Origin of the sequence: Amycolatopsis sp. lyj-84 (assembly GCF_046549075.1) — a bacterium.
GTDB lineage: Bacteria > Actinomycetota > Actinomycetes > Mycobacteriales > Pseudonocardiaceae > Amycolatopsis.
The window spans coordinates 843,299-857,695 of record NZ_JAJPWO010000002.1; the positions used below are offsets into that span (position 1 = coordinate 843,299).

14 protein-coding genes are annotated in these 14,397 nt (G+C 70.2%); 6 read left to right on the forward strand and 8 right to left on the reverse strand.

Annotated elements, in window-relative coordinates:
• Nucleotides 1-37: 37 nt before the first annotated feature.
• The 3 genes from ACLJRM_RS09060 to ACLJRM_RS09070 all read right to left on the reverse strand — a co-directional run bounded on the left by ACLJRM_RS09060 (nucleotide 38) and on the right by ACLJRM_RS09070 (nucleotide 2,090).
• Entirely contained in the window at nucleotides 38-1,030 is a 993-nt protein-coding gene (locus ACLJRM_RS09060; protein ID WP_410662746.1) for an aldo/keto reductase, read from the reverse strand.
• Nucleotides 1,031-1,225: 195 nt separating this feature from the next.
• On the reverse strand, nucleotides 1,226-1,576 hold the full coding sequence (locus ACLJRM_RS09065; protein ID WP_101611522.1) for a hypothetical protein: 351 nt from the start codon (nucleotides 1,574-1,576) through the stop codon (nucleotides 1,226-1,228).
• 13 nt (nucleotides 1,577-1,589) lie between these two features.
• A complete protein-coding gene (locus tag ACLJRM_RS09070) occupies nucleotides 1,590-2,090 on the reverse strand; it encodes a TetR/AcrR family transcriptional regulator (protein ID WP_410662747.1) in 501 nt (166 codons plus the stop codon).
• A 492-nt stretch (nucleotides 2,091-2,582) separates the two neighbouring features.
• On the opposite strand from ACLJRM_RS09070, the gene ACLJRM_RS09075 reads away from it, so the two are divergent.
• Nucleotides 2,583-3,767, forward strand: coding sequence for a serine hydrolase domain-containing protein (locus tag ACLJRM_RS09075; RefSeq protein ID WP_410662748.1), 1,185 nt, complete (start codon nucleotides 2,583-2,585; stop codon nucleotides 3,765-3,767).
• A 3-nt stretch (nucleotides 3,768-3,770) separates the two neighbouring features.
• On the opposite strand, the gene ACLJRM_RS09080 is transcribed toward ACLJRM_RS09075, so the two are convergent.
• Nucleotides 3,771-4,253 carry a MarR family winged helix-turn-helix transcriptional regulator gene (locus ACLJRM_RS09080; protein WP_410662857.1) on the reverse strand — a complete coding sequence of 161 codons (483 nt, stop codon included), beginning with the start codon at nucleotides 4,251-4,253 and terminating at the stop codon, nucleotides 3,771-3,773.
• An 84-nt stretch (nucleotides 4,254-4,337) separates the two neighbouring features.
• On the opposite strand from ACLJRM_RS09080, the gene ACLJRM_RS09085 reads away from it, so the two are divergent.
• Complete coding sequence (locus ACLJRM_RS09085; protein ID WP_410662749.1) at nucleotides 4,338-5,534, forward strand: FAD-dependent monooxygenase; 1,197 nt, start codon at nucleotides 4,338-4,340, stop codon at nucleotides 5,532-5,534.
• Here ACLJRM_RS09085 and ACLJRM_RS09090 read toward each other — a convergent pair.
• Nucleotides 5,488-6,447 (reverse strand): helix-turn-helix transcriptional regulator, encoded by a 960-nt coding sequence (locus tag ACLJRM_RS09090; protein WP_410662750.1) that lies wholly within the window; start codon nucleotides 6,445-6,447, stop codon nucleotides 5,488-5,490. The genes ACLJRM_RS09085 and ACLJRM_RS09090 overlap by 47 nt on opposite strands.
• A gap of 85 nt (nucleotides 6,448-6,532) precedes the next feature.
• Here ACLJRM_RS09090 and ACLJRM_RS09095 point away from each other — a divergent pair, with 85 nt between their 5' ends.
• Entirely contained in the window at nucleotides 6,533-6,889 is a 357-nt protein-coding gene (locus tag ACLJRM_RS09095) for a VOC family protein (RefSeq protein ID WP_410662751.1), read from the forward strand.
• Here the strand turns inward: ACLJRM_RS09095 and ACLJRM_RS09100 are convergent.
• A complete protein-coding gene (locus ACLJRM_RS09100) occupies nucleotides 6,865-7,326 on the reverse strand; it encodes a MarR family winged helix-turn-helix transcriptional regulator (protein WP_410662752.1) in 462 nt (153 codons plus the stop codon). The genes ACLJRM_RS09095 and ACLJRM_RS09100 overlap by 25 nt on opposite strands.
• 61 nt (nucleotides 7,327-7,387) lie before the next feature.
• Here ACLJRM_RS09100 and ACLJRM_RS09105 point away from each other — a divergent pair, with 61 nt between their 5' ends.
• Together ACLJRM_RS09105 and ACLJRM_RS09110 are read left to right on the forward strand one after the other, a co-directional pair.
• Entirely contained in the window at nucleotides 7,388-7,756 is a 369-nt protein-coding gene (locus ACLJRM_RS09105) for a MarR family transcriptional regulator (protein WP_410662753.1), read from the forward strand.
• Between the two features lie 60 nt (nucleotides 7,757-7,816).
• Nucleotides 7,817-8,587: a dioxygenase gene (locus tag ACLJRM_RS09110; protein ID WP_101611531.1), complete on the forward strand. Its 771-nt coding sequence runs from the start codon at nucleotides 7,817-7,819 to the stop codon at nucleotides 8,585-8,587.
• Here ACLJRM_RS09110 and ACLJRM_RS09115 read toward each other — a convergent pair.
• Entirely contained in the window at nucleotides 8,584-9,750 is a 1,167-nt protein-coding gene (locus tag ACLJRM_RS09115; RefSeq protein ID WP_101611532.1) for an MFS transporter, read from the reverse strand. The two genes, ACLJRM_RS09110 and ACLJRM_RS09115, sit on opposite strands and share 4 nt — an antisense overlap.
• Nucleotides 9,751-9,840: 90 nt before the next feature.
• On the opposite strand from ACLJRM_RS09115, the gene ACLJRM_RS09120 reads away from it, so the two are divergent.
• Nucleotides 9,841-11,028 carry an ROK family transcriptional regulator gene (locus tag ACLJRM_RS09120; RefSeq protein WP_199192941.1) on the forward strand — a complete coding sequence of 396 codons (1,188 nt, stop codon included), beginning with the start codon at nucleotides 9,841-9,843 and terminating at the stop codon, nucleotides 11,026-11,028.
• A 76-nt stretch (nucleotides 11,029-11,104) separates the two neighbouring features.
• Here the strand turns inward: ACLJRM_RS09120 and ACLJRM_RS09125 are convergent, their stop codons facing one another.
• A complete protein-coding gene (locus ACLJRM_RS09125; RefSeq protein WP_168214452.1) occupies nucleotides 11,105-14,308 on the reverse strand; it encodes a beta strand repeat-containing protein in 3,204 nt (1,067 codons plus the stop codon).
• Between the last annotated feature and the right edge of the window lie 89 nt (nucleotides 14,309-14,397).

Sequence of the window (14,397 nt, forward strand, 5' to 3'; positions counted from 1 at the left end):
GCATGATCCTGGACGTCGTTCGCGTCGAGCCCGTCGGCTAACCCCGAGCGACCTCAGCGGTGTGCGCGGGGGTGTAGCGCTCACCCATCACCTGGTCGCTCAGCGGAGCCAGCGCGGCCAGCGCCTCGGCGTCCAGGATGAGCTCCAGCGCGGCCGCGTTCTGCTCCAACCGGGCCGGGCTGCGGGTGCCCGGAATAGTCGCCACCGCCACCCCGAGCCGCTCGGCCTGGGCGTACACCCAGGCCAGCGCTACCTGGGCCGGGGTGGCACCCAGCCGGTCGGCCACCTCGCGCACGGTCTGCGCGATCTTCTCGTTGGCCTCGCCCGCCTCGCCGGCGAAGCGGGGGTTGGTGCGCCGGAAGTCCTTCTCGCCCAGTGTGGAGCGGTCCAGGCTGCCGGTCAGGAACCCCCGCCCCAGCGGCGAGTACGGCACCAGCCCGACCCCCAGCTCGGCCATCACCGGGATCACTGCCTCGACGTCGCGGGTCCACAGTGAGTACTCGCTCTGCACCGCGGTGATCGGGTGCACCGCGTGCGCCCGGCGCAGCAGGTCGCCGTCGACCTCGGACAGGCCCAGATGCCGGACCTTGCCCGCCTCGACCAGCTCGGCCATCGCCCCGACGGTCTCCTCGATCTCCACGTCCCGGGGCGGACGGTGGGCGTAGTACAGGTCGATCACGTCGACACCCAGCCGCAGCAGCGAGGCGTCGCAGGATCGCAGCACGAAGTCCCGGGCACCGCGGATGCGACGCGCCCGGTCGCCGGCGCTGCGGTCGATGCCGAACTTGGTGGCCAGCTGCACCTGCTCCCGGTGGCCGTGGATGGCCCGGCCCACCAGCACCTCGTTGTGCCCGGTGCCGTAGGCGTCGGCGGTGTCCAGGAACGTGACACCCAGCTCCAGGGCCCGGTCGATGGTGGCCAGGCCGCCGTCCCAGTCGGCGGCGCCGTAGCTCTCGCTCATCCCCATGCACCCCAGGCCCATCGCGCTGACGGTGAGACCGGGCGAGCCGAGCTTGGTTCGGGTGATCATGCGCGGACACTCCTCCTGCCCGGCCGACCGGGCGATACCTCGAAGGCTGACGAACGCCACCGACGCTAGGACCTGGAGCGCGCTCAACGTCAAGTCGGAGGACGGCTGTTCCACGCACTCCGCCGAAGAAATGTCACGACAGCAAACAAAGTCGCAGGTGACAGAAGATCAACATGTCAAAGCCGATGAGACCCTTCAGCGCAGGGCGTTTTCGACCAGCGCGACGGTCTCGCGCGGGTCGTCGACCTGGAGGACCAGCCGGGTGTAGCGCTCGTCGGCGAGTTCGATCACCACGGCCTTCGACGGGTTCTTGACGTCCCAGAAGACCTTTTCGCCGTCGAGGTGGAACGTGCCCGCCGTGATCACGCCGGGCAAGTGGGCACCCGGCGCCCGGATTCCCTTGGGGTCGGCGGCGATGCCGGGATCCGCGGTCGCGCCGCGGACGTTGGCCAGCGGGATGGTCAGGCTGCTCTTGAAGGCCCAGAGCTTGTCGAGACCTTCGATCACGACGACGAGTTCGTCGCCGTCGATGGTGACCAGTGCCATGTCTGTTTCCTTGTCAGTCGAGAGGATCGAGGCGTTGGGTCAGCGCGCTGCCGGCACCTTCGGGGTCACCGCGCAGGCGGAGGCCCAGTGCGGCGGCCGTGAGGGCGGCGGCCAGGGCGGTGGAGATGCCGAGCGCGTCGGCGATCGCCTGGTCGACGACGGCCAGCGCCGTGGCCACCTCGGCGGCCACCTCCTCGTCGGCCGGTGCCCGTTCGACCGCCGCGAGCAGCAGCAGATCGAGGTCGGCCGACGTGACGAGCCGCAACGCGGTCGCCGCGTCCGTCGCCGCGGCGAGTGCTTCGGCCAGGGGGTGGACGTCGTCGGCGAGGTGGCGGCGCAGGGCGACCAGGTAGAGGCCGCGTTTGCTGCCGAACGTCTTGTACAGGCTGTTGCGGTGCACGCCGAGGTGGGCGACGAGGTCGTCGATGGACACCCCGTCGTACGCGCGGCCACCGAACAATCCCACGGCGGCACGCACCACCTCGTCCTCGTCGAACGCCCTTCGCCTGCCCATGCCCCGAGGTTAGCTTTTTGAGGAACGATCAGTCAAGAACGATCGTTCCTCAAAGTTGCGTGGGGTCTCCTGAGGGGCAAGGGCGGCCTTCGCGGCGTGGTTCCGGACCGGCCAGCGGGCGCCAACCGTTTCCCGAGTGTCCACAGGGGACACTCTCTGCCAGCCGAATGTCCGATTAATGGTTATATGTGCGGTTTTTGAGAGGGTCGTGAGTGATAAAGAAGGTTAGAACCCGCATTACCACTTACGACCCTCCTTGCAAAGCGTGCACATGGGCATCAATCGGACATTTACTCGCCGGAAGTGTCCCCTGTGGACAGTCAGGATGCGGTCGACTCTCATCGGCCGACCAGATCCGCGAGGCCGAAGGCTCGGCGCGACCGCTGGCAAAGCCGCGCTCGGGCCCTATCCGGAGCCATCGAGGCCCGCCTCTCACGCTGATGTCAGCGGCGTGACTGCCCCGTGTCAGCGCGGCCCGCGAACGTAGTCGCCATGAGCACTTCACTGAGGGGTACCAAGTTCATCCGGCGAGCCGGCGTCACTGCGGTGGCCGCCACGCTGCTAGCGGGCGTCACCGTGTCGACGGCCTCCGCCGGGCAGGATCGCCCGGAGCTGCGACAGGCCGTCCAGGAGTTCGTCGACAACGGGTTCGCCGGGATGCAGCTGCAAGTCCGCGACAAGCGGGGCGAATGGACCGGCAGCGCCGGGGTGCGCGAGCTGGGCGGGACCGCGAAACCGCCGACCGACGGTCACTTCCGGGTCGGCAGCGCGTCGAAGAACTTCACCGCGACCCTGGTGTTGCAACTGGTCGCCGAGGGCCGGGTCGGGTTCGACACCCCGGTGGCGGGTTTGCTGCCCCGCTTCGGCTTCGACCGCCGGATCACGGTGCGGATGCTGTTGCAGCACACCAGCGGGCTGTTCAACCACACCGGCGAGTACTTCCCGGACGGGACGGTCGTGCCCGGGATCCCGTGGATGGGCCAGGAATGGGTGGACCGGCGCTTCCACACCTACCAGCCGGAGGAGCTGGTCCGGCTGTCGCTGTCCAAGCCGCCCCGGTTCGAGCCTGGCGCGAGCTGGAGCTACTCCAACACCAACTACGTCGTGCTCAGGCTGCTGGTCGAAGCGCTCACCGGCCGCTCCTTCGCCGACGAACTGGACCGGCGGATCCTGCGGCCGCTGAAGCTGCGGGACACCCTGTCGCCGGGGGCGTGGTCGGGGATGCCCAAGCCCTACGCCCACGCCTACTACACCTATGACGACGCCGGTCAGCAGAAGACGCTCGACGTCACGCACCAGAACCCGTCCTGGATCTCCAGCGCCGGGGACATGATTTCGACGACCAAGGATCTCCAGACGTACTTCGCGGCACTCCAGAACGGCAAGCTCCTCCCGGCCTGGCTGCTGGCCGAGATGCGCAAAACGCACCCGGACAGCGATACCATCTTCGGCCGCTACGGCCTCGGACAGTTCTCGAAGGACCTGGGCCCGGACTGCGGCGGCATCGTCCTCAGCCACAACGGCAGCAACAACGGCTACGGCGCGCTGATGTACAGCACACCCGACGGCGGCAAGACGATGACCGCCTCGGTCACCTCCGGGGCCACCGCCAGCGACGCGGCGTTCCCTGCGGCGCTGGACAAGCTCCTCAAGACGGTGTTCTGCGGCAAGAACTGAGGGCTACTCGTCGTCGACGACCTCGAGCCGGGCGGTGAGGTCGTCGACGAACCGTCCGAGGAGGCTGCCGAAGATCTTGCGGTCCTCCTCGGGCCAGTCGGTCAGCGCGTCGCCGAACCAGCCGAGCAGGGTCCGCAGGTACCGATCGGGGATCACCTTCCCGTCCGGGGTCAGCTCGATCAGGCGCGCCCGCTGATCCTCGGGATCCGCGACCCGGACGACCAGACCTCGCCGCTCGAGCCCGTTGAGATGCCGGGTGACATGCGGCCCGACGACGTGCATGCGGTCGGCGATCTCGCCGACCCGCAGCGGCCGGTCGGCCATGTGCAGCGTGACCAGCACCGTCATCGCGGGCCGGTCGAGGGTGATCCCGGCACTTTCCATCGCACGCTCGCCCAGCCGGCTCCGGTTGAGCACGGTGCTGAGCTGCGTGAGCCGGGGGAGCACCGCCATCAGGTCGAGCTCCGGTGAATCTGTGTCGTCCATCACGCCTCACAAAGATACCTAAGTTAGGTATATAGTCGTCTTGAGCCCATAAGGATACCTAAGTTACCTATCCAAGGAGCACCCATGAGCACCGTCCTGATCTCCGGCGCCAGCATCGCGGGCCCGGCACTCGCGTACTGGCTGCACCGCTACGGCTTCGACGTCACGGTCGTCGAGAAGGCGGACGCGGTGCGCGGGGGCGGCAATCCCATCGACGTCCGCGGTACCGCTCTCGACGTCGTCCGGCACATGGGGATCCTTCCCCAGCTGCGGGAGGCCCATATCCACACCCGCAGACTCACCTTCCTCGACGCCGACGGCGAGAAAATCGCCTCGCTCAGGCCCGACGCGGTGGCGGGTGGAGTGGAGGGCCGCGACATCGAGGTACGCCGCGGGGACCTCACGTCGGCCCTCTACGACACGGTCCGCGACGACGTCGAGTTCCTCTTCAACGACTCCATCGACACTCTTGACCAGCGGGCCGACGGCGTGGACGTGCGTTTCCACAGCGGGATCGAACGCTCCTTCGACCTCGTCGTGGGCGCCGACGGCCTGCACTCGAACACCCGCGCCCTGGTCTTCGGTCCCGAGGAGCAGTTCCACCACTACATCGGCTACTGCTTCGCGGGCTTCACCATGCGAAACGACTTCGGGCTCTCACACGAGGGCCTCCTCTGGAACAAGCCCGGCAGGGCCGCGGTGCTCTACGCCGTCGGGGACGGCGACGAACTGCACGGCTTCCTGAACTTCGCCCGCCCCGAACCGCCCTTCGACGCCTTCCGGGATCCCGCCACGCAGCGCGACCTGGTCGCCTCGGTCTTCGCCGGGGACGGATGGCACGTCCCGCTCATGGTCGACACCATGCGGAACGCCGACGACCTCTTCTTCGACGTCGTGAGCCAGATCCACCTGCCGCGCTGGTCCAGCGGCCGGGTCGCCCTGGCCGGCGACGCCGCGCACGCCCCGTCGTTCCTCACCGGACAGGGGTCGAGCCTCGCACTGGTCGGCGCCTACATGCTGGCCCGCGAGCTGGCCATGACGGCCGACCACACGGAGGCGTTCGCCGCCTACGAAGGAAGCATCAGGGAGTTCGTGCGGCTGAACCAGGCGCTGGTCACCGACGGGGGCGCCACCATGTTCCCGAGTACGGCCGAGGCCCTGGAGCAGCGCAATGCCGCGTTGCGTGACCTTTCGGCGCTGCCCGAAGACGCGGAAGAGCCCGCGCATTCGGCGCTCACACTTCCCGAGCCCGCGCTGCCAGCCGGCCTGCCAGCGCGCTGACCAGGTCACGAAGGTCGTCAGGCCGCTCGATCACGAACGGCCGGTCGAGGGCGGCGAGCAGGGGCGGGATCCAGTCGAGCCGCTGGGCCCGGATCCGGGCACGCACCCAGTCGCCGTCCGTCTCCAGGGTCGCCACGGACGGCGGGAGGACAGCGCGGATCCGCTCGGGCGTCGCCTGGATCCGCACGGAGACGTCGTGCCGGTGCGGTGTCTCGGCGAGAGCGGTCAGCACTCGCTCGGCCGGGTCGAATCCGGTGGGCACCTCGAAAGTCCCGGTCCGCGCCTCGGCCGACTTGATCCTGTCGACGCGGAAGGTGCGCACCTCGCCGCTGGCCGAGTCGAAGCCGGTCAGGTACCACCGCCCGGAATGCGCGACGACGCCATATGGATGGACGACGCGGTCGCTGGCCCCGCCGTGACCGGCTAGGTATGCGAGCCCGACCGGGCGGCGATCCCGTGCCGCTTCCGCGACGGTGAGCAGCACTTCGGCCTCGGCCGACAGGGTTTCCCGGGCGGGCGAGGTGAAGTCGGCGGCCTCCAGCAGCGCGTCCAGCCGACGTCCCAGTGCTTCGGGCAGCACGCGGCGCACTTTCGCGACCGCGCTCTCGGCGGCCGCGACCGACGTGGTGATCAGGCCGGCTCGCCGTCCCGCGACCAGGCCGAGCAGAACCGCCAAGGCCTCCTCGTCGGTGAGCATCAGCGGCGGCATCCGGTAGCCGGGGGCGAGGCGGTACCCGCCGTACCGGCCGCGCACCGAGCGGACCGGGATGTCCAGGTCGAGGAGGTGTTCGACATACCGGCGGACCGTGCGTTCGTCGACGTCGAGCCGCTCAGCGAGCTCGGCGACGGTGCGGGTGCCGCCGCTCTGGAGGATCTCCAGCAGGGCGAGCACACGGGCGATGGGCCGGGTCACACCGGGAAGAATACCGGGCGGATTCTGCCCGGTATTGCTCCTAGCGTGGCCGGTGTTCCGCTTTTCCAGCCCGAAAGGACCCGCCGTGCAGTTCGTCTCCGTCCGGATCATCACCCACGACGTCGCCCGTCTCGCCGAGTTCTACGAGCAGGTGACCGGCCTCGAAGCGCGAAGGCCCGCCGAGCAGTTCGCCGAACTCGTCGGCCCGTCGTGCACCTTGGCGATCGGCAGTGCCAAAACGACGACTGCCGCGGTGCCGGAGTCCAACCGGACCGCGATCCTCGAGTTCCGGGTCGAGGACGTCGACCGGGAGTACGAACGGCTGGCGGGTCTGGCCGAAATCGTGCAGAAGCCGACCACGATGCCGTGGGGGAACCGGTCCCTGCTGTTCCGCGACCCCGACGGCAACCTGGTGAACTACTTCTCGCCGAGCGCGCCATAGTTCCGGACGAACGCGGTCAGCAGCCGGGCGAACTCGCGGCGGTCGTCGTCCGGCCAGTCCGCCATCGCCTCGGCAAATACCGAGCGGCGGAACTCGTGCATCCGCGTCACCTCGTCACGTCCGCTCCCGGTGAGGACCAGAACGGCGCGGCGGCCGTCCCGCTGATCGGCTTCACGCCGGAGGAAACCACCCTCGACGGCCCGCGCGACCAGACGGCTCGCGCGCGGCTGGTCGATGGTCAACGCCGCCGCGAGGCTGGTCACCGTACCCGGCTCGCCGCTCTCTTCGGCCGCCTCGACGGCGTCGAGAAGCCCCTGCACCGCCTGGTCGGGCATCGTTTCGGCGCGGTCGCGGGCGAGCTTCGAGAGCGAGCGCCTCGCCTGGCTCCGCCGGATGGCGATCATCGCGCGTTCCACGTCGGCCACGGCGTCCGTCATGCCCATCCTCACCAATGCATGTACTTTTACATGTAGTTGCCGTCTACATGAAGGAGTATCCATGAAGCCCATCGGATTCTGGTTCGCCCACCTTCACCAGGCCCTCGAATCCTCCCTCGATCGGGTCCTCTCCGACGAAGCGCTGACCCGCCGTCATTGGCAAGCACTGAACACGATCGACAGCGGGGCCCCGATCGCCGAAGCACTGTCACCGTTCGAGGGAGCACAGGAGGCCGTCGCCGACCTGCGGACTCGCGGCTGGGTCGACGACGAAGGCGGCCTGACTCCCGCCGGAAGACAGGCGCACCTTCGCCTCAAGACCGAGGTGAGCGAGTTCCGCGCACGCGCGACCGCGGGCATCAGCGACGACGACTACCGGACGACGGTCGGCGTCCTGGAACGCATGGCGGTGAACCTCGCGCGGGAATAACGCGGAACACCGCGGCGTCGTCTATCCTGGTAGTTGAAAGTTCAAACACCTGGAGCTGACATGACCCCGGTGCTTTACCTCAGCCACGGCGCGCCGCCGCTCGCCGACGACGCCACCTGGACCCGCCAGCTCGCCGGCTGGTCGGCCGAACTCGAAAAGCCGAAGGCGATCCTCGTCGTCTCCGCGCACTGGGAAGAGGCGCCGCTGACCCTCGGCGCCACCACGACGGTGCCGCTGGTCTACGACTTCTGGGGTTTCCCCGATCGCTTCTACCAGGTGAAATACGCCGCGCCCGGCGCTCCCGAGCTGGCGGACAAGGTGCGGAAACTCCTTCGCTCGACGCAGACTCCGGTCCACGACGCGCCCGATCGCGGCCTCGACCACGGCGCGTACGTCCCGCTGGTGGAGATGTACCCGGACGCCGACATCCCGGTGCTCCAGGTGTCCATGCCGTCGCTGGACCCGCGCGAGCTGTTCGACCTCGGCCGCAAGCTCGCGCCACTGCGCGACGAGGGTGTGCTGATCATCGGCAGCGGCTTCTTCACCCACAACCTGAGCGCGCTGGGCCAGACCGACGGCACCGACGGCGCGCCGCCGTCGTGGTCGAGCGAATTCGACCACTGGGGTGCGGAAACCCTGCGCGAAGGCGACCTCGACGCACTGCTGGACTTCCAGCACAAGGCACCCGCCGCGGCCCTCGCGCACCCCAGGATCGAGCACTTCGCCCCGCTGTTCGTCTCGCTCGGCGCGAGTTCCTCCGAAGGGAAGGGCGAGACCGTCATCGACGGCTACTGGCACGGCCTCGCCAAGCGTTCCCTCCAGTTCGGCTAGCGGGTTCGGAGCACCCCGGCGCCCGCGATCAGGCCGAGCGCGAGCAGCGTGACCAGCCCGAAGGACACCGTCAGCGACGTCAGGTCGGCGATGCCGCCGATCAGCGACGGCGCGACGAGCCCGGAGGAGTAGGTGATGGTCGCGACGCCCGCGATCGACTGGCTCGGCGTCGGCCCGCTGCGTCCGGCCGCGGCGAAGGCGAGCGGGACGACGACGGAGACCCCGAGTCCGATCAACCCGAATCCGGCCAGCGCCATCACCGGATGCGCGGCCAGTACCACCAGGAGGCCGCCTGCCGTCGCGAGAACGCCGCCCGCGCGGACCGTGTTGACCGAGCCGAAGCGCCTGACCAGCGCGTCGCCGGAGAGGCGGGCGACCGCCATCGTGCAGGTGAACGCGGTGGTCGAGGCCGCCGCGATCCCGGGCGACGTGCCGAGGACGTCCCGCAGGTAGACGGCGGACCAGTCGAGGCTCGCCCCTTCGGCGAAGACGGCGCAGAACGCGACGGCGCCGATGATGACGGCCGACTTCGGCGGCAACGTGAACCTCGGCGGCGGGTGCTCGTCGGGTGCGCTGCGGACGTCGAAAACGCCCTGACAGATGAGCAGTCCGGCGATGGTGAGCACGGCGGACGCGATCGCCAGGTGCACCCGGGCGTCCAGCGCGGCGTGCGCGGCGAGCGCTCCGGCGGCGGATCCGACGAGCGCGCCCGTGGTCCACATGCCGTGCAGCCCCGACATCACCGACTTGCCCATCCTCTCCTCGACGTCGACGCCGAGGGCGTTCATCAGCACGTCCGACGTGCCCGCCGCGGTACCCATGACGAACAACGCGACGCACAGGGTGACGAGGTTCCCCGCCAGCGCGGGGAGGATCAGCGCCAGCGTCCAGTACGCGAGCAGGATCCGGAGGCCTTGCCTGCCGCCGAGCCGGTGCCCGATCCGCGCGGCGAGCGGCATGGTGAGCGAAGCACCGATGGCGGGGAAGGCGAGCGCGAGGCCGAGCTGACCCGCGCTGATCCCCGCGTGTTCCTGGATCCACGGGATCCGGGTGGCGAAACTGCCGGTCACCGCGCCGTGCACGGCGAAGATGGCGGCGATGGCGACCCGCGCCTGCCGCACCCGCCGCGTCGGCCCGCCGACGGTTTCCACTGTATTGGTCACTGGGCCCCCAAGGTCCATGAGACAACTCGACGGCGTCAGCGTAAACTATCAGGAAGGGAACCTGATAATTAATTCTGGGAGGATCTGCCGGTGAGTGTCATCCGGATGCCGTCCGCCTCCCCGAGCACCGCGCGGGCCATCAACGACCGCCTGGCCCTCGACCTGCTCCAACGCGAGGGCCCGCTGACGGCCGCCCAGCTCAAGACGTCGACCGGGCTTTCCCGGCCGACCGTCGCCGACCTCGTCGAACGGTTGCAGGACGCCGGGCTGATCGAGATCGTCGGCGAAGCGGGCGCCGAACGCCGCGGGCCGAACGCGAAGCTGTACGGCATCGTCGCCGATCGCGCGTACCTCGCCGGGCTCGACGTCCGCACCCACGGCGTCGCCGTTTCGGTCGCCGATCTGCTCGGCCGGACTCGCGCCGAAGCCTCGCTGCCGTTCGAACTGGACGTCGACACCGACGCGGCCGTCGAGCGGGCGATCGCGCTGCTGAAGACCACCGCGGCCGAAGCGGGCGCGACCGGGCTGCACACGATCGCCGTCGGTGCTCCCGGCCTGGTCGACCCGGCGACCGGCGGACTGCGGCCCGCCGGGGGACTGCCCGCGTGGCACGGGAAACTCGTCGACGAGCTCCGGCGGCGGCTGGGCGTCCCGGTGCTGCTGGAGAACGAGGTCAACCTCGCGGCCGCGGCCGAACAACGGCTCGGCGCCGCCCGCGACCGGGAGACGTTCGTGCTGCTGTGGCTCGGCTTCGGTGTCGGCGCGGCCGTCGTCCTCGACGGTTCGCTGCGGCGGGGCGCGTCGGGCGGCGCGGGGGAGATCGGGTTCCTGCCGATGCTGGGACCCGGCAGGCTCCCGACGTCGACCGACTGCGACGGCGGCTTCCACACCCTGGCGGGCAGCGCGGCGATCTGCGAACTCGCCCGCGCGCACGGCCTTCCCGCTTCGTCGGCCGATAACGCCGAAGCGGCCGAAGCCGCTGTCGGGTACGCGATCGACGCGGAGGCCGAGGAATTCCTGGAGATCGTCGCCGAGCGGATCGCGATCGGCACCGCCGCGATCACCGCGGTACTGGACCCGGGCTGTGTCGTGCTCGGCGGCGAAGTCGGCCGCGCCGGTGGCGACGCACTGGCGGCCAGGGTGAGCCGGCGGCTCGCGGAGATCTCGCCGCTGCGGACCGAGGTGCGGGCGGGGACCGTCGGCGGGAGCGGGGTGCTGGAGGGTGCGGTGCTGACCGCGATGGGCGCCGCCCAGGACGCGCTGTTCACGATGTCGTGACCACGACAAAGCGGGCCCGGGAGAAAGTCTCCCGGGCCCGCTTCTTCGATCAGTTGGCGCTAGCCGACTGGCAGGTTCACATGGTGTGGAACTTCTTGCCGGTCAGGGTGCCGATGAAACGCTGGAACATGCTCAGCGGCGACGAGTCGACGCCCGCCAGAGCCGGGACCTGCGTGGTCGGCATCGCCGGGGTGCCGCTCACGACGGGCAGGGTGCCCGCGGTGGGCAGCTGCACCGGCAGCGTGCCCGCGGTCGGCAGGGCGCCGGCCGTGGGGAGAGCGCCCGCGGTGGGCAGAGCCACCGGCAGGGCACCGGCGGTCGGCAGGCCACCCGCGGTGGGCAGCGCCACCGGCAGGCCACCGGCGATCGGCAGCGCGGTCAGCGCCGGGAGCTGCGCGAGCTTCGGGGCGTCCGCACGAGCGGCGTCACCGGGCAGGGCCGGGGTCTTCGGCAGGGCCGGGACACCGGGCAGCGCCGGGGTGACGGGCAGCGCGGGCAGGTCCGCCTTCGGCATCTGAGTCGGGAGCGACGTCAGACCCTTCAGAGCGGACACACCGGCGAGAACGCCACCCAGCTGCGGAGCGTCGGCGCGAGCCGGCGTGGTGGGCAGGCTGCCGAAGGGCAGCGCGGGGAGCGCGTCGATCGGCATTTCCGAACCGACCGAGTCGGTGAAGGCGCGGGTGTAGTCCGCGTCGTTGATCTCGGTGTCGTCGGTCGAGTTCTCGTCCGCGATGGCCAGCACCGGGATCTCGAGCTCGTTCAGCGGGATCGAGAACACCAGCGGGTGGTGCAGGTTGAAGCCGGAAAGGGCCTCTCCGCTGCCGTCCGTGATGCTGTCGCCGCCGGCCTGTCCGTCGATCACGCTGTCCGCGTTCGTCTCGGAGACGCCGCCGGCCGCCGCGATGGCGTCGCCGAACACCTCCGGAACGGCCGCGACCGGGATGTCGAGGATGTTGCCCGACAGCGATCCGTCGAGGCCCGAGGTCTCGACGTCGCCGCCCGAGGTGCCGTCGATGGTGTCGAGGCCCTCGGCGTCGGCGATGCCCGCCGCCGCGATGGCGTCGTGGGTGACGGGCACGATCGGCAGCGCCTGCGCGCCGATGATGTTGCCCGCGACCGCGCCGTTGTCACCGGTGGTGGTGGCGTCGCCGCCGGCCGCCGACATGACGTCGTTCAGGCTGTTGCCCTTGGCGATGCCCGCACCGGCCACGCCGAGCCCGGTCACCGGGACCGTGCCGCCGACCGGCGTCTGGACGATGTTGCCCGCCAGCGCGCCTTCTTCACCGTTGGCGGTGGCGTCGCCACCGGCCGACGAGTCGGTCAGGTTCGAGCCCTCGCCCGACGCGATTCCGCCCAGCACCGCGGCGAAGTTGTGCGCCTGGACCGGCAGGGAGACCGGGCCGTAGACCAGGTTGCCCGCGCCCGCGCCACCGTCACCGGTCGCGTGGACGTCGCCGCCCGCGTTGGAGGTGGTGTCGCCGTCGGCGCCACCGTGGCCCTGACCGGCGAGCGCGCCGCCGATCCCGAACGCCTGCACCGGCAGCGAAGCCGGCACGGTCGCCAGGTTGGAGCTCAGGAAGCCGTTGTCGTCGGCGGTGTTCCCGCCGCCGCCACCGGAGACGACCTTGGTCTCGTCGGCCGAGCCGGAGCCCTGGCCGATGAACGAGCCACCGACGCCGAAGACCTCGGCCGGAACCGCGGCCGGGACCTGGACGATGTTGCCCGAGCCGGACGAGTCGTTGCCCGTGGTGCCGTCGTACCCGCCGGCGGTCACGGTCTTGGTCTCGGTCGCCTCGGCGACGGCCTGTCCGATGTGCGAGCCACCGACGCCGTAGACCTCGGGGGCCAGCGCGGCCTGGGTGTTGACGATGTTGCCCGCGAGGGTGGAGTCGTCACCGTTGGTGTGGCTGCCGTTGCCGGCGTTCGCGTCGACGGTGTTCTCGCACGAGGTCGAGGACACGTTGCCGATGTAGGTGCCCGCGATGCAGGTCACCTCGACCGGGGCCGCCACGGCCGGGTCGACGATGTTGCCGCCGCCCGTGGAGCCTTCGCCCTCGGTGCTGACGAAGCCACCGGCGTCGACGACGCTGGAGTGGCTGGTGCCGCCGTCCTTGCCGGTGTTGGCGAGGCCGACCCAGCTGGCGGCCACGCCGCCGACGTTCGCGACGTCCGCGGTCTGCGGCACGATCGCGTTACCCGCGAGGGCCGAGTCCTCACCGGAGGTCTGGACGTAGCTGGGAACGTTGCTCCAGCCGGGCGTGGTGTCGCCGGCCTGCGCGTCCGCCGAGGAGCTGCTGTTCGAGTTCGCGAGCGAACCGTGCACAGCGGCGGCGTTGTCGTTCACCTTCGCGGGCAGCGCGACCGGCACCGCGGCGACGTTGCCGCCGAGGGCGGAGTCGTCACCGTCGGTCTCGACCCAGCCACCGGAGGTGGCGTCGGTCTCGGCCTCGTAGCCGGAGCTGTTGGCGTTGCCGATGATCCAGGAAGCGGCGTTGCCGGTGACCTGGACCGGGGTGGCGAGCTGGCCTGCCACCACGTTGCCGGACAGGGCGGAGCCCTCGCCGTCGGTGGTGATGTTGCCGGTCTCGGTGGTGCTCTGGCTGGCGGAACCGCCGACCACGCGACCGGTACCGCCGGCGAGCCCGCCGCCGTTGCCGGCGATCTGCACGGGCAGCGCCCAGTCCAGGGACACGACGTTCCCGGCGAGGCTGGAGTCCTCACCGGTGGTCTCGACGTCCTGGTTGTGCGACCAGGTCTGCTGGTGGTTCCCACCCTCGACCTCGGCGTCGCCGATCACGCCGATGGCGTTGTCGACGATCTGGATCGGGACGACGACGTCACCGACGACCTTGTTGCCCTTGAGGATGTCGTCCGTGGTGGTGAACCCACCACCGGTCAGTCCACCGCTGACCTGACGGGACGAGTCCTTGGCGGACAGCGGCGCGGGCACGGCGCCCTTGTTCGAGAGCTGGGGAAGCCCTCCGCCGATTCCGTCGCTGCTGCTGCCGGGCGACGTGACACCGTCGAGCGCGTCCGAGACGGGCTTGGTGACGGCCTTGGTGCTGACCTCGCCCTTGTAGCCGGGGACGTCGAGCTGGCCGAGGGGCGTGCCAACGGCGTTGTTGTCGATCTCGATGGGAACGGTGACGTTCGCGTCGAGCGGGGAGGCCGGGGTGTCGGGGTTGACCTGTTCGTCAGCCGAAGCGATGCCGGTACCCAGCATCAACAGCCCACCCGTGACCAACGCGGTCTGGAGTCCGCGCTTTGCCCAGGATTGCATGGGGTTGTTCTCCTTCATTTCGGGTTCCCTTTCGGGTTCGAGGAGGTGCCTTGGAAGCGGCACCAGAGGGGGTGGAGCGAATGCGGGCG